Origin of the sequence: Streptomyces sp. NPDC001502 (assembly GCF_042894785.1) — a bacterium.
Lineage (GTDB): Bacteria > Actinomycetota > Actinomycetes > Streptomycetales > Streptomycetaceae > Streptomyces > Streptomyces kutzneri.
The window spans coordinates 13047-33344 of sequence record NZ_JBIAVW010000011.1 but is presented as its reverse complement, the minus strand read 5'-3'; the positions used below and the strand labels follow the sequence as shown (position 1 = coordinate 33344).

At 72.7% G+C, this 20298-nt stretch carries 15 protein-coding genes, 2 tRNA genes and 1 pseudogene; 11 read left to right on the top strand and 7 right to left on the bottom strand.

The window, feature by feature from the left end; all coding sequences use genetic code 11:
• Both ACFY0D_RS20700 and ACFY0D_RS20695 read left to right on the top strand, forming a co-directional pair.
• Window positions 1-327: pseudogene (locus tag ACFY0D_RS20700) on the top strand (RNA helicase); the annotation flags it as partial.
• 217 nt (window positions 328-544) lie between these two features.
• Window positions 545-617 (top strand) — tRNA-Lys (locus ACFY0D_RS20695).
• Window positions 618-724: 107 nt separating this feature from the next.
• Here ACFY0D_RS20695 and ACFY0D_RS20690 read toward each other — a convergent pair.
• Entirely contained in the window at window positions 725-1696 is a 972-nt protein-coding gene (locus ACFY0D_RS20690; protein WP_390799602.1) for a LuxR C-terminal-related transcriptional regulator, read from the bottom strand.
• Window positions 1697-2014: 318 nt separating this feature from the next.
• Here ACFY0D_RS20690 and ACFY0D_RS20685 point away from each other — a divergent pair, with 318 nt between their 5' ends.
• From ACFY0D_RS20685 to ACFY0D_RS20665, 5 genes are all read left to right on the top strand, one after another.
• Entirely contained in the window at window positions 2015-2164 is a 150-nt protein-coding gene (locus ACFY0D_RS20685) for a hypothetical protein (protein ID WP_390799601.1), read from the top strand.
• A gap of 85 nt (window positions 2165-2249) precedes the next feature.
• Window positions 2250-2492 carry a hypothetical protein gene (locus ACFY0D_RS20680; protein WP_390799600.1) on the top strand — a complete coding sequence of 81 codons (243 nt, stop codon included), beginning with the start codon at window positions 2250-2252 and terminating at the stop codon, window positions 2490-2492.
• Between the two features lie 309 nt (window positions 2493-2801).
• Window positions 2802-4115 (top strand): hypothetical protein, encoded by a 1314-nt coding sequence (locus tag ACFY0D_RS20675; protein ID WP_390799599.1) that lies wholly within the window; start codon window positions 2802-2804, stop codon window positions 4113-4115.
• Between the two features lie 95 nt (window positions 4116-4210).
• The gene (locus ACFY0D_RS20670; RefSeq protein ID WP_390799598.1) at window positions 4211-5503 is read left to right on the top strand and encodes a hypothetical protein; all 1293 of its coding nucleotides are present in this window, start codon (window positions 4211-4213) and stop codon (window positions 5501-5503) included.
• A 127-nt stretch (window positions 5504-5630) separates the two neighbouring features.
• Entirely contained in the window at window positions 5631-6143 is a 513-nt protein-coding gene (locus ACFY0D_RS20665) for a GNAT family N-acetyltransferase (protein WP_390799597.1), read from the top strand.
• Window positions 6144-6213: 70 nt separating this feature from the next.
• Here the strand turns inward: ACFY0D_RS20665 and ACFY0D_RS20660 are convergent, their stop codons facing one another.
• The gene (locus tag ACFY0D_RS20660; RefSeq protein ID WP_390799596.1) at window positions 6214-7488 is read right to left on the bottom strand and encodes a hypothetical protein; all 1275 of its coding nucleotides are present in this window, start codon (window positions 7486-7488) and stop codon (window positions 6214-6216) included.
• 312 nt (window positions 7489-7800) lie between these two features.
• Between ACFY0D_RS20660 and ACFY0D_RS20655 the strand changes: the two genes are divergently transcribed.
• The 3 genes from ACFY0D_RS20655 to ACFY0D_RS20645 all read left to right on the top strand — a co-directional run bounded on the left by ACFY0D_RS20655 (window position 7801) and on the right by ACFY0D_RS20645 (window position 10589).
• Window positions 7801-7874, top strand: a tRNA-Met gene (locus tag ACFY0D_RS20655).
• A 214-nt stretch (window positions 7875-8088) separates the two neighbouring features.
• Window positions 8089-9252 (top strand): PP2C family protein-serine/threonine phosphatase, encoded by a 1164-nt coding sequence (locus ACFY0D_RS20650; protein WP_390799761.1) that lies wholly within the window; start codon window positions 8089-8091, stop codon window positions 9250-9252.
• Window positions 9253-9563: 311 nt separating this feature from the next.
• Window positions 9564-10589, top strand: coding sequence for a M23 family metallopeptidase (locus tag ACFY0D_RS20645; protein WP_390799595.1), 1026 nt, complete (start codon window positions 9564-9566; stop codon window positions 10587-10589).
• Here the strand turns inward: ACFY0D_RS20645 and ACFY0D_RS20640 are convergent.
• The 4 genes from ACFY0D_RS20640 to ACFY0D_RS20625 form a co-directional block, all read right to left on the bottom strand.
• A complete protein-coding gene (locus tag ACFY0D_RS20640) occupies window positions 10498-11937 on the bottom strand; it encodes a PrsW family intramembrane metalloprotease (protein ID WP_390799594.1) in 1440 nt (479 codons plus the stop codon). The genes ACFY0D_RS20645 and ACFY0D_RS20640 overlap by 92 nt on opposite strands.
• 43 nt (window positions 11938-11980) lie before the next feature.
• A complete protein-coding gene (gene trmB, locus ACFY0D_RS20635; RefSeq protein ID WP_390799760.1) occupies window positions 11981-12727 on the bottom strand; it encodes a tRNA (guanosine(46)-N7)-methyltransferase TrmB in 747 nt (248 codons plus the stop codon).
• A gap of 135 nt (window positions 12728-12862) precedes the next feature.
• Window positions 12863-14095, bottom strand: a complete 1233-nt coding sequence (gene lhgO, locus ACFY0D_RS20630) for an L-2-hydroxyglutarate oxidase (RefSeq protein ID WP_390799593.1) — start codon at window positions 14093-14095, stop codon at window positions 12863-12865.
• A gap of 44 nt (window positions 14096-14139) precedes the next feature.
• Window positions 14140-15972, bottom strand: coding sequence for a sporulation protein (locus ACFY0D_RS20625; RefSeq protein WP_390799592.1), 1833 nt, complete (start codon window positions 15970-15972; stop codon window positions 14140-14142).
• 629 nt (window positions 15973-16601) lie between these two features.
• Here ACFY0D_RS20625 and ACFY0D_RS20620 point away from each other — a divergent pair.
• The gene (locus ACFY0D_RS20620; protein WP_390799591.1) at window positions 16602-18824 is read left to right on the top strand and encodes an asparagine synthase-related protein; all 2223 of its coding nucleotides are present in this window, start codon (window positions 16602-16604) and stop codon (window positions 18822-18824) included.
• 92 nt (window positions 18825-18916) lie between these two features.
• Here the strand turns inward: ACFY0D_RS20620 and ACFY0D_RS20615 are convergent, their stop codons facing one another.
• On the bottom strand, window positions 18917-20179 hold the full coding sequence (locus ACFY0D_RS20615) for an MFS transporter (protein WP_390799590.1): 1263 nt from the start codon (window positions 20177-20179) through the stop codon (window positions 18917-18919).
• Window positions 20180-20298 lie beyond the last annotated feature (119 nt).

Below are 20298 nucleotides of genomic sequence, written 5' to 3'. Positions count from 1 at the left end.
AACCGCGATGACCGTGGTGGCGACCGTGGTGGCTTCCGCCGCGACGACCGTCCCTCCGGCGGCTTCAACCGTGACGACCGCTCCTCGGGCGGCTTCAACCGTGACGACCGCCCCTCCGGTGGCTTCCGCTCCGGTGGCGGCGACCGCCCGTTCAACCGCGACCGTCGTGACGACCGTCCGGCCGGCGGCTTCCGCTCCGGCGGCGGCGACCGCCCGTACGGCCGCCGTGACGACCACCGTCCGTCCGGCTCCGGCTCCGGCTCCGGTTCCACCGGTGGCTTCGGCGGCCGCCGCGACGACAAGCCGCGCTGGAAGCGCAACGGCTGATCGCAGCTGAGCTGAACCCCTGAGAAAGGGCCCGTACGCCACCCAGGTGCCGTACGGGCCCTTTTTCGCTCCCTGGAACTGATGGTGCGTAACACCCCCTCGGGGGCAGGTCCCAGGCCCTGCGGAGCGCCACCGGACCGGCGGCGACAGGCCGGTCGGCGGATACCCGATCGGCTGACCGGCGCGGTCCGGCTATGCTCTGGGGTGAGCACCTGGAGGGCCATTAGCTCAATTGGCAGAGCAGCGGACTTTTAATCCGTTGGTTGTCGGTTCGAGTCCGACATGGCCTACCGCTCGCAGGCCGGGGTTAACCCCTCTGACCTGCTGCTGAGCGCCCCACCCGGTTTCGGCCGGGTGGGGCGCTCAGTCGTTTCCGGGCCCGGGTGCGGGGGGCGGATCAGAGCCAGCCTCTGTGGGCGGCCTTGATGCCGGCTTCGAAGCGGCTGCTGGCGCCGAGGCGTTCCATGAGCGAGGACATGTGACGTCCGACGGTGCGCGAGGAGGTTCCCAGGCGCTGGCCCACCGCTTCGTCGGTGAGGCCGGTGCTGAGCAGGCGCAGGATTTCGCGTTCTGTGGTGGTGATGCTGGTCAGGGGGTCCTCGGGTCGAGCGGCGCCGAGCGGAACGGCGGTGTTCCAGGCCTGTTCGAAGAAGTCGAGCAGTGCGGCGAGAATGCCCGGTTCGGTGACGTGGAGGGCGCCCTGGCGCGTGTCGGCGGGGTCGATGGGAACCAGGGCCTGGGTGCGGTCGACGACGACCATGCGCTGGGGAATCGTGGGGGAGGTACGGACCTCGCTGCCCTGGCTGAGCAGCCAGTGCGCGTAGGAAGTGATGTGCGGCTGGTTGCGGGTGGTGTCCTGGTAGAGGGTGCGCATCGTGATGCCGCGGCCGAGGGCCGCGGCATCGGCGGGCCGGCTGGCTGCCAGGTCCTCGGGGCGCTGGATGCCGGGCTGGCTGCTGAGGACCTCTGTGGTGGCGGCGCGGCCCATCAGTTCCAGGCGGTTGTGGATGGCGTCCATGCCCTGCAGGCGTTCGCCGTGGTGCGCGCGGTGCTCGGCGCGTTCGGCGACCATGCGGGTCACGGAAGCGCGTGAGGCGGCGAGCCGGGCCTGGCGGGCGGCGAGTTCGGCCTCCTGCACGGCGAGGATGTCGGCGAGGCCGATCTCGGGGCTCACCGCGCGCATGTGGCCGGGACGCTCGGCGGAGGCCCGTACGAGCGTGAGCCGGGCCAGCTCGTCGAGGTGTTCGTGCACCTGGGTGGCTGTCAGGGCGCAGTGCGCGGCGATGTCGTCCAGGTCGTAGCCGGGATGATCCAGCATCACCTGGTACACCGTCACGGCAGCATGGGTCAGTCCCAGAACTTCGAGCATCGGATCCCCCCAGATCACAGGCCGGCCGTATCCCGCCAGGCCATCGGCCCCTATACAAACAGCGCCATGCCGTCTTGATCAACACCGATCGCACTCCGAGCGGTCCACCACGTAAAATTGACATGAGCATGACCTTGTGTCCGGATCCCGACAGGCCGGTAGGCGACACCCTCAAGGCCTTCCGGCCGTGTCGGCGAACGGCGAAGCTATTGATCGCCGCCAGGGAAACACCCCGGGCCGGCAGCCGGACGAAGCGTCAACCGCGGGACGCCCGACCGGTGCAGGAAGCCATCCAGCCAGCAGCTAAGGAATCCCGTCGTGATCCGCACTCGTATCGCCCAGGCCGTCGCGGTCGTCGCCCTCTCCCTGACCGGGGTCATCCTCGTGAGCGGCGGCGCTGCCGCCGCCACCGCGACGGCGCCCGCCCCGGCCACCGCTCAGATCTCCGACAGCCTCGGCTGGGGCTGACCGGTTCACTGTGGAGATCGTCTACGCCAGCCTGACTCGGAGGCGGCCCGGTGAGGCCTCGCACGAGAGTGAGGCGGCCGAGGTCGTGGACGCACTCTGGGCCCACGCACTGCCCGGCGACGGACTCCAGCACGCCAGCGCACGCCCCGAAGCCGACCGGATCGACCTCTTGCTCTACCTCATGACCCTGGACGCGCCCACCGCGCCCGCCCCGCTGCGCCGCGCACACGGCCTCATCACGCGCAGCCAGCAGAACTCACACGAACTCCGCCGGCGCTATCTGCCCCCGGCCCCGCACCCGCAGAACGCGGACACCGCCAGCCCGTAACCGGCAGCGTCCGCCGTACCCGCAGCACCTGCCGTCGGCCGCCGACCGGCCGCCTGTGACCGGCTGTTCCTGCAGGACAGCCGTCCCGGCGGTGCGCACCACCCGGCCCGCCACGCGTGCCCTCCCACGGCACCGCGCGGTCCACGAGGTGCCCGCCCGAGCATCCCGCTCCGCCGCACGACGCCGGCACCGGCGTGTGCCGAGCTCGGCATGCTCGCCGACCTCGGCACACGGAAACCGAGTGCCCCACGAGAACTTCGCACAACCCAGCTGTCTTCCCTGTCGCTTGCCTCTTCACCAGGAGTTGCGTTGCCCATCAAGACCTCGGCCTTCCGTGCCGCGAGCATCGTCACCGCCGCCTGCGCCGCCTCGCTGGTCCTGTCCGGCATGCCGGCCCACTCGCAGACGGTTCAGGCCGCCGACTCGACGGCCGCCGTGCCGCAGGAGACCCCCGACGTCGAGCGCCCCCAGGGTCAGCCGGGCCCCCTCAAGGGCTCGGTCCCCGGCCCGGCGGGTGCGCTCTCCGCCGACGGTGTCTCCCCCATCACCCGCAGCTCCGTCATAGCCCGGGCCAAGACCTGGGTCGACGCCCAGGTCCCGTACAGCCAGAGCAGCTACCGCGACGGCTACCGCACCGACTGCTCCGGCCTGGTGTCCATGGCCTGGAACATCGGGACCAACGCCTGGACCGGCAACCTCGACACCTACGCCGACCGGATCACCAAGGGTGAGCTGCGCAAGGGCGACATGCTGCTCTTCCACAACTCCGCCAACCCGGTGAGCGGATCGCACGTCGTCCTGTTCGAGAGCTGGACCGACTCCTCGATGACGTCCTACATCGGCATCGAGGAGACCCCGCCGCACGCCGTGCGCCGCGTGATCCCCTACGCGTACTTCAAGAACTCGGGCTCCTACATCCCCTACCGGTACAAGAACATCGTCGAAGACGTCGCCACCAATGGTGATGTGCCGGTGTCGGGCAACTGGGACGGGGGCGTGGCCGCGAACGTGGGCGTGTGGCGCAGCGGTAAGTTCCACCTGCGTTATGACGACGGTTCGTTGGCTCTGGTCGACTGGGGTCAGGCGGGTGACCTGCCGGTTTCTGCGAACTGGGATGGTTCGGGTCCGGACAATCTGGGTGTGTTCCGGCCTTCGACGGGTCAGTTCCACCTGCGTATGGACGACGGTTCCCTCACGAAGCTGGACTGGGGTCAGTCGGGTGACCTTCCCGTGGCCGGCAACTGGGACGGGGGCGCGGCCGCGAACGTGGGTGTGTGGCGCAGTGGTGTCTTCCACCTGCGCAACGACGACGGTTCGATCACGAAGGTGGACTGGGGTCAGGCGGGTGACCTGCCGGTTTCCGGGAACTGGGATGGTTCGGGTCCGGACAATCTGGGTGTGTTCCGGCCTTCGACGGGTCAGTTCCACCTCCGCAACGACGACGGCAGCCTGACCGTTCTGGACTGGGGTCAGGCGGGTGACCTGCCGGTCGGTGCCAACTGGGACGGCGGCAACGGCGGTCCCGCGGCGAACGTCGGTATCTGGCGTCCTTCCCAGGGCCGTTTCCACCTCCGCAACGACGACGGCTCCCTCACCACCCTCGACTGGGGCCAGCCCAGGTAGCAAGCAGTCCCCGGGGTGCGGCCGACCGCACCCCCGGGACGCGCACTGCCTGATCGACCGTCATCGACCCCATCGAAGTGGAATAGAGCCTCACCGTGACCCGAACCGCGCGCCGACACATAGCTGCGGCCTTCACCGCCGCAGCAGCACTGACCGCAGGCCTCGTCACCTCGGCCGCCGCAGCCGAGACGGGCCAGGCCGACCGCCCCAGCCTCAGCGCCTCCGCCGCCGACGTCGCCGCCGCCAACTCTCCGAACTACTCCTGCGGTACGGAGACCAGCGCCGACCGTGCCACCGCCGACCGGCTCAGCAGCCAGCTCACCGGAACCCTGCGCGGCTACCTGACCTCCTACCGGGTGTCCTGTGCTCGTGCGATCGTCAACGCGGTCCAGGCACGCGGCCTCCCGCAGAGGGCCGCCGTGAACGCGGTGACCACCGCCATCGTCGAGAGCACCCTCTACAACAACCCGAACATGATCGACCTCGACAGCGTCGGCCTGTTCCAGCAGCGGGCCGGCTGGGGCTCGTTCGACCAGCGGATGAATCCCGCCTGGGCGACCAACGCCTTCCTCAACCAGATGGTCAAGATCAGCAACTGGGAGACCAAACCGATCGGGCAGGTCTGCCAGGCGGTCCAGATCTCCGCCTACCCCGACCGGTACCAGACGCAGGCTGCCGACGCCCAGACCATCGTCAGCGCGCTGTGGAGCGGCCTGCAGACCAATGGTGATGTGCCGGTCTCGGGCAACTGGGACGGGGCCGCGGCCGCGAACGTCGGTGTGTGGCGCAGTGGTGTCTTCCACCTGCGCAACGACGACGGTTCGATCACGAAGGTGGACTGGGGTCAGGCGGGTGACCTGCCGGTTTCTGCGAACTGGGATGGTTCGGGTCCGGACAATCTGGGTGTGTTCCGGCCTTCGACGGGTCAGTTCCACCTGCGTATGGACGACGGTTCGCTTACGAAGCTGGACTGGGGTCAGGCGGGTGACCTTCCCGTGGCCGGCAACTGGGACGGGGGCGCGGCCGCGAACGTGGGTGTGTGGCGCAGTGGTGTCTTCCATCTGCGCAACGACGACGGTTCGATCACGAAGGTCGACTGGGGTCAGGCGGGTGACCTGCCGGTTTCCGGGAACTGGGATGGTTCGGGTCCGGACAATCTGGGTGTGTTCCGGCCTTCGACCGGCCAGTTCCACCTCCGCAACGACGACGGCAGCCTGACCGTTCTGGACTGGGGTCAGTCCGGTGACCTGCCGGTCGGTGCCAACTGGGACGGCGGCAACGGCGGTCCCGCGGCGAACGTCGGTATCTGGCGTCCTTCCCAGGGCCGTTTCCACCTCCGCAACGACGACGGCTCCCTCACCACCCTCGACTGGGGCCAGCCCAGGTAGCCCTTCAGCCTTCGACCGGCCCTGGACCTGTACGGGAGCGCCCCATCCGAATTCCTTCGGGTGGGGCGCTTCGCCGTACCGGTAAATCCGGTGCCCCCGCAGGTCGGTGCGGGTAGCGTCGCCGACCATGACGCCTGTTCTCCGGACCGAACGCCTGCTCCTCGACCCGTACACCCCCGAGGACGAGGAAGGTTTCGTCGCACTCTTCCAGGACACCCGGGTGTCCCGGTGGATGGGCGACGGTCCCACCTCCGAGGCCGAGGACCGGGCGCTCTTCGGACGGGTCTTCACGAAGGTCTACGCAGAGAACCTCTTCGACGTGTGGGCCGTGCGCCGGGACGGCCGGCTGGTCGGGCACGCCGAGATCAAGCGGACCGACGAGGTCGACGGCCACGAGATCATCTATGCCCTGGCCCCCGCGGCCTGGGGAGCGGGCCTCGGCACCGAGATCGCCGAGGCGATCGTCGCGTACGGCTTCGGCCTCCTGGGCCTGACCGAGGTGCACGCCACCGTGGCCGACGCCAACACGGCCTCCCTGGTCCTGCTGGAGCGCATCGGCTTCACCCGCGTACGGGACCTGCGGGAGGACGACGGGAGTACGACCCATGTGCTGACCCGCCGCCGGGATCCCGTCGCCTGACGGCCGTACGCGAAGCGCCCCACCCGAGGGACCGGGTGGGGCGCTTCTGCGTGCGGGAGTCGGAGGTCGATCAGGCGGCGGTGCGGCGACGGCGGCCGAGCCAGGCGGCGGCCGCGCCGAGCGCGACCAGGGCGGCCGCGAGGCCGGCGTACAGGCCGGTGGCCGAGTCGGCGCCGGTGTGGGCGAGAGAGCCGCCGGCCGCGGTGGTGGTCAGGTTCGCGTTGCCGGTGGAGGCGGCGACGGCCTGCTGCACGACAGGGCTGGTCGAGGACGTGGTCGACGGGGTGGACGGGGTCGGCGAGGCGCTGCCCGACGGGGTGCCGGACGGGGCGCCGGAGGGCGGCACGGTCTTCACGATCGGGGCGAGCGGGAACTGCACGGAGCTGTCCTGGAACGGGTAGGTGTTGCCCTCGGCGTGGCCGACCTCGGCGGCCATCGTGATGACGGTCTTCTTCGCCAGCCCGGTGTCCTCGCCCAGGGAGACACGCAGCGGCAGGGTACGGACACCGGCAAAGGCGCCGAAGCCCTTCGGGATCCGCGGCAGCTCGTAGGTGTCGGCGTCGCCCCGCAGGTCCTGCCAGCGGCCGTCGATCAGGGCCTGGAGCCGGAAGTCGGCCTTCTGCGCGCCCGGGTGGGACAGGCTCAGGGTGGTCGCGAGAGCGGTGCCGAAGGTGCCGTCACCGGTGGCCTGGTAGTTCAGGTTCAGGTACGCGCGCTGCTCCTGGTCCTCCTTGCCGGAGCTGACCTGCTTGAACCAGGTCTTGAGCTCGCCCGCCTTGATCTTGGGGTCGACCTCGAACCGGTGGGAGTCGGCGCCGCCGGGGGCCACCGAGTTGTTGTAGCTGGTGGCCTGGAACGTGAAGTCACCATCGTTGGTGGGGTAGTTCGCGCCGAGGCCGAGGGTGACCTTCCAGGTCATCTTGCCGTTGGCGGGGATGTCGAAGCCCGCACCGCTCTCCATGCCGGCGGCCGTCGCCGGGTAGAAGAGGCCCTGCCATCCGCCGTCCTGCCGGCCGACCGCGGACTTGGTCGCCGGGGCGTCCACCGCGTCGACCTTGAAGACCACGTCGTCCTTCTGCAGCCGGCTCGGGCCGGTCTGGTCGAGGAGCAGCCACGGCTTGTAGTGGACCGCCTTGCCGGTCGGGTTCTTCACCGTCAGGTCGAAGGTCTCGGTGGCGCCGCCGCGGGTCAGCGGGCCGCTGGGGACCGGAGCGCCCATCTCCGTACGCAGCACGGCCTGATCGTCGGCGACGGGTGCGGCGGACACGGCAGTGGCCGAGAGCGGCAGCAGAGTGGTGACAACGCCGGCGACGACTGCGATGGCGGCTGCGGTGCGAACGGACATGGTGGACTCCCCCCAGGAATCACAAAGGCACCGGCAGAGCGCCGGGCCGAGAAGGTGTGGTCGTGGTCGCCGGCCGGTTCGTGTTCCCCCTGGCCCTTGCGACAGGTGAATCATCGCCCGGACCGGATCCCGGAACCATCCTGGAAGTGTCACTGCCGTGCAACAGAGATGATCTTCGTCCGCGGGGGCGGGCATAGGGCCGGTTCCGTTCCGGTTTTAGGGCCTTGACCTGCGGTGATGTGGATCTGCGGGTGGTGCGGCCGCTAATTGGCGAAGGGCTCCGCCCGGATGGCGTAGAGTTGTGTTTACCGACGCGGGGTGGAGCAGCTCGGTAGCTCGCTGGGCTCATAACCCAGAGGTCGTAGGTTCAAATCCTGCCCCCGCTACTCAGTACGAAGGCCCGGTTCCTCCAGAGGAACCGGGCCTTCGTCGTGTTCCGGCCCGCCGGGCGCTCTTCTCACGCTTTCTCACACCTCGTCACCCGTCCGGCCGCCGTCAGGTCGCCGTACGGATGCTGCTGCCGCCAGCCTTGAGGGGCGAGGAGGCGGCGGGCCCGGACCCGTGCGGCGGACCGGGCGGCAGGAGAGCAGCGTGGCGGGGCTGGGCCGGCAGGGCAACGGCGGTGGGCACGCGGGCGGGGGCGGGAACGGTGTGACCCGTCGCGTGGTCCGGGTGCTGCCGGGTGCGCTGATCGCCCTCGGGATGGTCTTCGACGTGCTGACCCCGCCCAGCTTCACGGGGTCCCCGTTCTTCACGGCGGCCCCGCTGATCGCCGCCCCGCTGTTCACCCTCTGGGCCACGGCCGTGACCGGCGGCCTGGCCGTGTTCGCGGTGTTCGTGCTGCACATCCTCAACGGCACCAGCTGGAAGGTCGAGGCGCTGACCGAGCTGGTGACCGTACTGACCGTCGCCGGGCTGGCGCTCCTGATCAACCGCATGGTGCGGCGCAGCGGCGAGCGGCTCGCCTCGGCGCGCGGGATCGCCGAGGCCGCGCAGCGGGCGGTACTGCCGAAGCCCGCCGAACGCATCGGGGGGCTGCACGTCTCCGCCTGGTACGAGGCCGCGCAGGCCGACGCCTTCATCGGCGGCGACCTGTACGCGGTCCAGGAGACCCCGTACGGAGTACGGCTGGCGGTGGGCGACGTACGGGGCAAGGGGCTGGGGGCGGTGGAGGCCGTCGCGGTGGTCCTCGGGGCGTTCCGGGAGGCGGCGGAAACCGAGCCCACCCTGGAGGCGCTGGCGCAGCGGCTGGAGCGGGCGCTGGCCCGCGAGGGCACCCGGCGCGACAGCCTGGACGCGGTGGAGGGGTTCACGACGTGCGTGCTCGGGGAGATCCCGCCGGGCGTCGGCGTGCTGCGGCTGCTCAACCGGGGTCACCCCGAGCCGCTGCTGCTGCACGAGAACGGTGAGCTGGCGGTCCTCGCCCCGGCGGAGCCTGCCCTGCCGCTCGGCATGGGAGAGCTGGGCGGCTGGCCGGACCTGGTGCAGGAGTGGGCCTTCCCGCCGGGGACCACCCTGCTGCTCTACACGGACGGGCTGACCGAGGCCCGCGACGGGGCGGGGGACTTCTACGATCCGGCGGCCCGGCTGCGCGGGCGGATCTTCCCCGGGCCGCAGGCGCTGCTCAGCGCGCTCAGCAGCGATGTGCGCCGGCATACGGGCGGCGGGGCGACGGACGACATGGCGCTGCTCGCGGTGGGCCGTCCGGGCGAACGGGAACCGGAGCGGCGCCGGACCGTCCCGGTGGTACCCCGCGCGACGTGACATGACGTGACGGTCTGTAATTGAAAGAGTGCTCTCCGCAAGTGGATTGACGAGCCGTCATTTCCGGCCTGTGGCTGAAGAGATAGGTGAGTCGCTTGGGTTTTGCCCGAGTTGAGGTCGATTTGACGTGAAAAGGAATAGCCAAAGCCAGTCGGTGCGTGGCTGATTGGTGGGAACGATCAAGCGGAGAAGCTTGGAATCACTCCCCTGCGTCTATTACCTTTCGATAACGCAGCGCGGTCGTCCCAGCCGTCGCAAGAGACGGCACCGTGCGCGCGCGCGTCCTGCGCGTCGATGAGGAGTGTGCCCCGGTGGCCTCCAACTTGCCTGCCCCTGAAGGCATCGAGATCCAGGAGCCGCCCACCGCGGGTGCCTGGGGCGAGTGGAACCCCACCGAGGACTCGGTGCGCCCGGTCCGCGGCAAGCACCGGGTCGCCAAGCAGCGCGGGGGACTTGCCCGCAGCTCCACCGTGCTCGGCGTCGGTGTCATCGCGGCGGTCGGCGCCGGCGGCATCGCCACGGCGCAGGACCGGCCCCAGGTCGCCATATCCCTGCCGGCCCTGCCCGACATGATGACCGGGGGCAAGGCCCAGCAGCAGGAGGACGGCGGTTCCGGACCGGCGGCCTCGACGGGCGAGCGGACGGGGATCATCGCGCAGCAGTCCGCCCAGGGCGCGGACGCGGGCGAGGTGTTGCGCAACCGCATCCTCCAGCAGGCCGAATCCCAGCAGGACGCCGCCGAGGCCAAGGCCCGGACGGAGGCCGAACAGGCCGCGCAGCAGGCCGCCGCCCAGGAGGCCAAGGAGAAGCTGGAGGCGGCCCGCACGGCCGCCGAGGAGGCGAAGACGCAGGCCGAGGCCAAGGCCAAGGAAGAGGCCGAGGCGAAGGCCGCGGAGGAGGCGGCGGCCAAGGCCGAGCAGGAGCGCCTCGCCAAGCCGTCCGGCAGTTACTCCCTGCCCACCTCCGCCTACACCCTCACCTCGCACTACGGGGACTCCGGCTCCATGTGGTCCTCCGGCCACCACACCGGCCTCGACTTCGCGGCCCCGACCGGGACCCCGGTCAAGGCCGTGGCCGCCGGAAAGATCACCTCGGCCGGCTGGTCCGGCGCCTACGGCTACCGGATCGTGCTGGAGCTCCCGGACGGCACGGAGATCTGGTACTGCCACCTCTCCTCGATGTCGGTGACCTCCGGTGCGGTCGGCGCCGGCGAGACCATCGGCCGCGTCGGTGCCACCGGCAACGTCACCGGACCTCATCTCCACCTGGAAGTACGCAAGGGCGGATCGACACAGGACCCGCTGGCGTGGCTGAACTCCAAGGGCCTGAACGTCTGAGTCCCGGCTCAGGGTTCATTCCCGGGGCCGCTACCGGGTTCGTTCCCGGCTTCGTTCCCGGCTTCGTTTCCCGGGTCGGGTCCGGCGCGCCACGGTCGTGGTCCGTCCGCCGCGGCCCGGGTACGTCCGCCTGTGCGGCCCCCGGGTCCAGAGGGTCGAACCACGGCGGAATCAGCTCCTCGATGACCGCGGCCCGGGCCAGCGCGGGACCCGCCGTCGCCCGGGACTGCCAGAGCCGGTGCAGCAGCTCCCGCTCCCGGCCCGCGAAATCCCGCTCCCGTACGGGGCCGCCGCGCCGCGCCCGGTTCCGCAGCAGGGCCAGGGCCGCCGCGTCCGCCTCGTAGCGGGCGACCGTGCGTCCGGCCGCCCGGCCCCCGCTGCGCCGGGCCAGGGAACGGGCCAGTGACCGGGCCGGCATCGACGCCAGGGCCGGGACCTCGGCCGGACCGAGCCAGCCCGCCGCCGCGTACAGCGCGAGCTCCCCCTCGACGGCACGCAACCGGTTGCGCCTTATCCGCACCGCCAGCCACACCAGCAGCCCGAACACCGGGACCATCACGCAGCTGTAGACCACGTAGAACCCGTGCTCCCCGAACTGCGAGGAACCGTTCCACAGCGCGTGCATGCCCATGGCCAGCGCCAGGCCGAGCAGCGGCGGACCGATCCTGCGCGAGCGGCGGGCGCTGACGGCGGCCACGCCGAAGCCCAGCCCGGTGAGCACGGTGAACAGCGGGTGCGCGAACGGCGACAGCACTATCCGCACGAAGAAGGTCGCCGCCGTCACCGATTCCAGGGCGCCGCTGCGGTCGGCCAGGTCCTCCACGAAGGCGTTGCCGAGGTAGAGGATGTTCTCGGTGAAGGCGAAGCCGGTGGCGGTGAAGCCGGCCACCACGAACCCGTCGGCGGGGCCGGTGAAGTGACGTCTGCGGAACACGAACACCAGCAGCAGGGCGGCCGCCTTGGCGCTCTCCTCCACCACCGGGGCGATGGCCACCGAGCCGAGGTGATCGGCGGCGGAGGCGTCGGTGGTGGTCGCGGCTATCCACTGGGTGGCGAAGTTGTTGGCCAGTATCGCGATCAGCGCCGCGGTGCAGGCACCCCAGCCGAAGCAGAACAGCAGCTGCGACCAGGGCACGGGCGCGGCCCGGCCCAGCCACCGGAAGGCCGCCATGAGCGGCGCCACCGGCAGCAGGGCCAGTCCGAGACCGACCAGGAAGCCGGAGGTGCCGGTCTGTTCCCGCACGAGTTCGAGGATGGTGACCCCGGTCGCGGCGAGCAGGGCGAGGAGCACGCACGTGCGGACCGTGCCGGACGGACGTGGGAGCACGAGGTGGAGCGCTCGGTACACACCATGACCCTAGCGAGCCGGTCTGACACGCGCGGTGACCTTGTCAGTTCTCCGTGCGACGGAAGAGCAAGTCGTGTACGAGGTGGCCCTTGTCGAGGCCCTGGCCCTCGAAGCGGGTCAGCGGCCGGAAGGCGGGTCGCGGGGAGAAGCCGCCGTCGGGCTGCGTGTTCTCGAAGTCCGGGTGCGCGGTGAGGACTTCGAGCATCTGCTCGGCGTACGGCTCCCAGTCGGTCGCGCAGTGCAGTACGGCCCCGGGCGCCAGGCGGGTGGCGGCCAGCGTGAGGAAGTCGGGCTGGATCAGCCGGCGCTTGTGGTGGCGGGCCTTGGGCCACGGGTCCGGGAAGTACACGCGGATACCGGCCAGCGAGTCGGGCGGCAGCATCTCGCGGAGCAGGATGATGGCGTCGCCGTTGGCCACCCGGACGTTGGTCATCCCGCCGCGCTCGGCGAGGGCGAGCAGGTTGCCCTGCCCGGGGGTGTGCACGTCGGCGGCGAGGATCCCGGTGCCGGGGTCTTCGGCGGCCATCTGGGCCGTGGCCTCGCCCATGCCGAAGCCGATCTCCAGGACGACCGGGAGGCCGCCGAAGAGCTCTTCCAGGTCGAGGACCCGGTGGCCGTCGATGTCCAGGCCCCAGGTGCCCCACAGGCGCTTCAGGGCCTCACCCTGGCCGGTGGTGACCCGGCTGCGCCGGGGCTGGAAGCTCCGGATCCGCCGCTCGTGGTGCGAGCCGGCCGGGTCCGGCGCGGGCCCGTCGGGGAAGCGGGGCTCGGTGCGCCACTTGGGCGGCACGTACGAGTTCGTCTCCGGCGCGGCGTCCGGGAGGCGGGGCGACTGGGGATTCAGGGACTCAGACACAATGCGCTGATTCTACGACGGGGGGTGCGGGAGCCGTCGCGCGAGCGGCTCCCGCACCCCCGGAGCGGCTCAGGCCGAGCCGAGGGTCCGCAGGGTGCGGCCGGCGATCTCCCGGCCGATCGGCAGGGACGCCGTCGCGGCGGGCGAGGGGGCGTTGAGGACGTGGACCGTACGCGGGGCGTCGCGGATCAGGAAGTCGTCCACCAGGGTGCCGTCGCGCAGCACGGCCTGGGCGCGGACCCCGGCCGCGGCGGGCCGCAGGTCGTCGGCGGTGACGGCCGGCAGCAGGCGCCGTACCGCCCGGGTGAAGGCCTGCTTCGACAGCGAGCGGTGGATCTCGCCCGTCCCGTACCGCCAGTGCCGTGCGGCCATCCGCCAGGATCCCGGCCAGGCGAGCTCGTCCGCGATGTCCCGGGGCCGCACCGTCGACCAGGCGTAGCCCTCGCGGGCCAGCGCGGGCACGGCATTGGGGCCGACGTGGACGCCGCCGCCGATGCCCCGGGTCAGGTGCACCCCGAGGAAGGGGAACGCCGGGTCGGGCACCGGGTACACCAGGCCCCGGACCAGGTCCGGCCGCGCCAGGTCGTAGTACTCGCCGCGGAAGGGGATGATCCGCATGCCCGGGTCGTCCCCGGCGAGGCGGGCGATCCGGTCGCACTGGAGGCCCGCGCAGTTCACCAGCACCCGCGCCCTGACCACCAGGCCGGACGTCGTGCGGACCGCCACGGCCGAGGGGCGCCGGGAGATCAGGTCCACGGCGCCGCCGTAGACGATCTCCGCGCCGGAGGACTCCGCGAGCTGGGCGCTCACCCGGCCGTAGTCGACGATCCCGGTGCTGCCGACATGGATCGCCGCCAGCCCCCGCACCTGCGGCTCGTACTCCGTGATCTGCGCCGGGCCGAGCTCGCGCACCGGAATGCCGTTCTCCCGGCCGCGCTGGACCAGGGCGTGCAGCCGCGGCAGCTCCTCCCGCTCCGTGGCGACGATGAGCTTGCCCGTCACCTCGTGCGCGATCCCGTGCTCCGCGCAGAACTTGACCATCTCGGCGGCCCCGCTCACCGCGAAGCGCGCCTTCAGGGAACCCGGGCGGTAGTAGATCCCGCTGTGGATCACCCCGCTGTTGCGGCCCGTCTGGTGCCGGGCCGGGCCCGGCTCCTTCTCCAGGACCACGACCCTGGTCCCCGGAGCCAGGCGCGACAATGCATGCGCCGTCGACAGGCCGACGATTCCGCCGCCGATCACCAGCACATCGCAGTCCACGCCGCCACCCACGCTGACACCTCCCACCCCTGCATACTGCACCCCGGCACCGACAACCCGGCCACGCGGCCCCCGGAAGACAGGTCCTACGCCGGCGCCACCAACAGCGGCCGGGCCCGCTCCCGCAGCTCTGCCACACGCGGCTCGTCCCCGTACGGTTCCAGGCGGTGCAGCAGGTCCCGTACGTATTCGGTCGTCCGTGCCGAGGAGATCCTCCCCGCCACCTCCACCGCCCGGGTGCCCGCCGCGCACGCCGCGTCGAGATTGCCCGACTCCAGCTCGGCGACCGCGCTCACCACCAGCCGCAGCCCGTGCGACCGTACGTACTCCTCGGTGGGGCGCGACAGGGCCTGCTCGGTGAACCGCCTTACCTGCCGGGGCAATTTCAGATCCCGGTAGCATTCTGCAGCATCTGCCGCGAAACGGTCGTACGAGTAGAAACCCAGCCAGGTCGGATCCGGATCGCCCTCCCGGGACCGCTCCAGCCAGCCCTCCGCCGCCCGCAGCGCCGCCCCGGCGGCCGTCGAATCTCCGGCCTTCGCGTGCGCCCGCGCCTCGACCAGCCGGAAGAAGCTCATGGTGCGGGCGGTGGCCAGGCCGCGGTTGCGCTCGACGGCGGCCTGCGCGAGGTCCACCCCCTCGTCGGGGAAGTCCCGGTAGGTCGCCTGCAGGGACATCGAGGCCAGCACGTAGCCGCCGAGCGGTACGTCCGCGGCCGCGCGGGCGAGCCGCAGCGCCTGGATGTAGTAGCGCTGGGCCGCTTCCTGCTGGCCGGTGTCGAAGGCCATCCACCCGGCCAGCCGGGTCAGTTCGGCGGTCGCGCCGAACAGCGCGCGGCCCACCTCGTCGGTGTACGAGCCGAGCAGCAGCGGCGCCGCGTCCACCCGCAGGCACTCGGGCACCATCGACGAACGCCAGTCCCCGCCGCCGTACTTGGAGTCCCAGCGGCGCGCGTCCTCGGCGGCCTCGCGCAGCTTCGACACATCGCTGTGGCCCACGCGCTGGCCGTGGTCGCGCGGCGTTTCGGGTCCGGGCTGGGCGGGCACAACGGTGGACGGCGGGCCTGTCGCCGGTCCCGTCATCGGTCCGGAAGCCGGGCCTGCCATCGGTCCTGCCAGACCTGTCATCGGGCCGGTCGTGCGGCCGTCCGGGGAGGACCGGGGACCTGGTGCTGCCGTCGCCTCGCGCGCCGGCGTGCCGTGAGCCGAGGGGGTCGCTGATACGGGGCTCTGGACCATGGAGTGCCGCGCCGCGGGGTCGAGTGCCGCGGGGTCGAGCGCCGCGGAGGTACCGGCCGTCGGGTCGCCGGGCGTCGCGCTGTCGAGCGCCGCGTCGTCAGGTGCCGCGGTGCCGGGTGCCGCGTGGTCCGTCGTCGCGCTTGCGGTGGTCGCGCCGCCGGTCGCCGGGGCGCCGGCCGTGAGGTGCGGAGCCCGGCTGCCCGCCGGCTCCCGGGCCACCGAGCTGTCGGCGGGAGATATCAGCCAGCGCGAGGCGGGCGTCGCGTACGCCGCCACGGAGAACGAGCCCGCCAGCGACTGCCAGATCCCGCCACCGCCGCGCCGCCCGGCGAGGTCGAGCCGGTACAGGTCGGTGGCCGAGCGCACCGCCGCGCCCACGTCGCGCGGGAAGGCCAGCCCGACCTCGGGCGCGGGATCGGCGTCCGCCAGACCGATCTCGTGCAGCGGCACCGGCCGCCCCAGCTTCGCGCCGATGGCGGCGGCGATGAGATGCGGGGCGGCGCCCTGGGGCACCATCCCCTTCGACACCCACCGGGCCACCGACGTCTTGTCGTACCGAAGCGTCAGGCCGCGCTGCGCGCCGAGGTCGTTGACCCGCCGGGCCAGCCCGGCGTTGCTGATGCCCGCGAGGGCGAGGACGGCGCCGAGCTTCTCATTGGGCTCGCGGAGCTCCCTGGACATGCGCCACCCCTCGTCACACGCGGAACGCAGACGCCGCCGGGGCATAGGCGCCCGGCATTTCGTAAACCCAGCGTAGTTCCCCGCCTCCCAAGCGTTAAGGCCCTTACTTCCGTATGGCGGGATTGTTGTCCGTTTGCACAGTCCGCCCCGGGCCCGGCGCCGGGGCGCACGTGTCATCGCGTGCTCCGCCCGTGTGGCCGTGCGCCCGCCCGTGCGCTCTGGCCGGTCCCCGGACCCGGCGATTCGATGTGCGGTGCGTGGGTCGGCCCGCCGCCTGACCGGGCGGGTCGGGGGATGCCGCTGCCTCAATCCCCGCGGGTGGCGGAACGGTCCGGGGGGTGGAACGCGCCCCCCGGGCCGCGCCCCCGCGTCGGGCGCCGGCCGCCCGTGACGGCCCTTCCGGCGGCCGAAGAATGGCTGAAAGCGACCTATGGGGCGGTGGGAACGGAACGCCAAATACCGAGTTGCCGGGGCGTGTTCGTTTGCGTGTGCGCCCCCTTTAACCACTCTCGCACGCCTGTCCCGTGGCAGCATGGACCCCGAGCCACCCGGGGTCCCGCGGCCGCGCCCTCAGCGCTGTCCGTGCTGCCTGTGCCCCGGTCATGTGCCCACGGGCTGGGGAGGCGGCGGTGCGCTGGTTGGTGGGTTGGAGCAGTATCGCCGCGAGCTTCGGCACGGCCGGAAGGGTCTCCGGCCAGGGCCCGGGTCATGCCTCGGGCCAGGGCGGATACGGCCAGGGCGGCGACGGCTACGGCGACGGCGGTGCGCCCCTGCGCGGCGGCCTCGCGGACGCCGCCCATCCGGACGACCCGGGCGCGGACGCGGAACGCACCGTCCACCCCGTCGGCGCACAGCTGCTCTGGGGAGACCCCGACCCCCTGTGGGCCGTCGGCGACTGGCGTCCCGATGAGATCCGCACGCTCACCGCCGACCCCGCCGACCCCTTCACCAGACTCGCCGTCCTCGGCTGCTGCGGCGCGACCGACGCCGAACTGCGCCGCGCCCTCTACGCCGCCCGCGGCGGCGCGCTGCGCCACCTCACCCAGTGGTCCGGCAGCTACACCGCCGTCGTCCAGGCCGGCCGCCGCATCACCGTCGTCGGCGACCTCGCGGGCGCCCGGCCCGTCTTCTACACCCCCTGGGCGAGCGGCACGGCGTACGCCACCGCCGCCCTCCCGCTCGCCGACCTCATCGAGGCCCAGCTCGACATCGGCCATCTCGCCGCCCTGCTGGCCTGCCCGGACAGTCCCGAGGCACTGGGCGACGGCACACCGTACGCCGGGGTCCGGCGCATCCCGCCCGGGCACGCGCTCATCCTGCGCGAGGGCTCCCGCGAGATCACCGGCTACGAGCAGGTCGCCTCGCTCGCCGTGGCCGCCCCCGAGGCCGATGCCGAGCGCGCGGTGGAGGGCGTACGGGAAGCGTTGGTGGACGCCGTGCGCGCCCGGCTCACGGCTCCGCGGCATGCTCCCGACACGCTGCCACCGTACGATCCCGGCCCCGTGCCCGGAATGGGCCCCGCCGACCGGCGCGCCGCCCGCGGCGCCCCGGCCCCCGGGGTGGGCGCCGACCTCTCCGGCGGCAGCGCCTCCGCGACGCTGGCGCTGCTGGCGGCCGGTCTGCCGGGGGCGCCGGGCACCCTGCTGAGCCCCGCCGGGGCGCGGCTGCTGGCCGTCACCTTCAACGACCTGGCCACCCCGCAGGGGCGCGAGGCCGAACTGGAACGGGCCAGGGCCATCGCGGCCGACCCGCGCCTGCACCACGTCGTGGTGGCCGCCGCCGCGGAAGCCCTCCCGTACGCCGAACTCGACGGCCCGCTCACCGACGAACCCGGCCCCTCGCTGGTCTTCGCCGCCCGCGAGCGGCGCCGGCTGGCCGCCGGGTCGGCCGACCACTTCACCGGCCACGGCGCCCGCCAGGTCCTGGACGCCCACCCGGCCCGCATGGCCGACCTCCTGATGGACCGCCGGCGGCGGCACCTGCTGCGCCCGGTGGCGGCGCTGGCCCGGTCGGCCTCCGCCTCCGGAGCCGCCGGGGAGTCCCTGCTGGTCCCGCTCACCGTGTACTCGGCGGCCCGAAGACTTGCCCGTACGACGTACCGCGCGGGCATGGAGGCCGCGGCGGCCCGGCTCCGCGAGGGCGGGGTCACCGAGAGATCCTCCGGTCCGGTGGACGCCTCCCTCGCCGCCCTGACCTGGTCCCGCCCGGGACCGGCGGCGGGCTGGCTCACGGGGGAGGCGCTGGCGGAAGTATCGATCCGTCTGACGGTCGCGGCCGGCCGGCCGCCGCTGTCGCTGCGGCCGGGGGAGGCCCGCGCCCGTTCGCTGCTCGCCCGCCACGCCGCCGACCACCGGGTCTTCGAGCAGGCCGTGGAGGTCCGCAGCCAGCGGCTGCACGCCCCCTTCCTGGACAACCAGGTCGTACGGGCCGCCCGCGCCCTGCCCGAGTCCCTGCGGGTCCAGCCCGGGGCCCGGGCCGCGATCCTGCGCAGCGTCCTGTCCTCGGCGGGGGTGCGTGAGTTCCCGCCGGGCTGGGGCGCGACGGACCGCGTGCCGGACGAGACGGCGACCCGGCTGGGGCTGCGCGCCGCGCTGAGTGACCTGCTGGACCTGTTCGCGTCGCCGTTGCTCGCCGACGCCGGGCTGATCGAGGCCCGGGTCGTGCGCCAGGCCCTGCTCGACGCGGCGGACGGGCGCCCGGTCCCGCTGGACGGGCTGGCGGAACTGGTCTCGATGGAGCTGTGGCTCGGCCGTCTGCTGGCCCGGCGCGGCACCTGCTGGACGGGTACCTCCACGGCGCGGCGCCGGGCGGTGCCCGAGGGGGTCCCCGTGCACCGCCCGGCGCTGTCCTGACGGTCCTGTTCTCCGGAGGACGCCGGCGGCCCCGGCTCGGGGGCACTGGCTCGCGGTCCTCGGTTCGGCGGCCTCGGTTCGGCGGTCCCGGCTCAGGCGGCGAGCACCAGAGCGGTCGCGATCGCCGGGCCGAAGGCCCCGCCCAGCTGGTAGCAGAGGGCGAACAGGCCGATGGCCGTGGGGCGCTGGGGATCGGGGGCGCTGGATGCGGCGTGCATGGACAGCACGGCGTTGCACCCGGTCGCCGCGAATACCCCGCCCAGGGTGGCGACCAGCAGCAGCGGACCCCAGCTCGCGAACACCGCGATCGCCGCGGCCGACGCTCCGACCCCCACGAGCACCGCGCGGACGGCCGTCCGGCTCATGCGCGCCGAGGCCGCGGCCAGCAGCCAGGAGAGAGCGGACCCGGTGAGCAGCGCCACGAGCTGACCGGTGCCCGCGCCGGCGGAGTCCCAGCCCGCCCGGTCGGTGAGCAGCCGGGGCACGGAGAACAGCAGGGTGAAGTACGAGCCCGAGAGTACGAGGGCGAGCAGCGCGGAGCCGAGGAAGAGGGGCCGCCGGATCAGCGCGGCCGGGACGAATCCGTCGGGGCGCCGGCGGATGTGGAGCGCGAGCAGGGTGGCTGCGAGTGCCGAGGAGCCGAGGGCGGCGGCCGGCGCGTGGGGCAGCAGGACCAGGGCGGTGGCGAGCGCCGTCAGCAGAGCCGCGCCGCGGGCGTCGAACCTGCCCTGAGGCCGGGCCGCCGGGACGGCCGAGGCCGCCGTGGCCGTCGCGTACTGGCTCACCATGGGTACCGCCAGGATCGCGATCACGGATATGGAGAGCGAGAGCCGCCACGAGACGGCCTGTGAGAGCTGTGCGCCGAGGAGCGGGCCGGACGCGCCGAGGATGCCGAAGCCCGCGCTGATCACGCCCATCCGGCGGGCCGAGCCGGCCAGGCTCATGGCGACCGCCGCCAGACCGGCGCCGCCGGCGGCCTGCGTGGCCCGTCCGGCGAGGGTGAGCGGCAGCCAGGGGGACACGGCGACGAGGAGGGTGCCGCCGACGAGGAGCGCGCCGGCCAGGCGGAGTGCTGCCCGCAGGCCGCGGCGGCGCAGCAGTCCGGCCAGGAGCGGGGTGGCGACGGCCATGGCCCAGGCGTAGGAGGCGACGAGCCAGCCGGCGGTCGAGGCGCTCACCCCGAGGGAGCGGGCCATGTCCGGAAGGATCAGCACGGGGGCGTTGGCCCCGGCGGCCAGGGGGGTGGCCATCAGCGCCAGCCACAAGGCGGGAACGGGGCCGATCCGGGGCGCGGTGCGGGCGGTGGCGGCGGTGGCGGCGGTGGCCGTGGTGGCCGTGCTGGCGGTGGTGGTCATGGGTGGCGCCCTCCAATCCATCTCAAGGCTGAGAATCTCAACGTTAAGATAAAATCATCCGGTCCTCTCAACGTCAAGTGTCTCAACGTTGAGATATCCTGGCGGTGCGAGGGACGAGG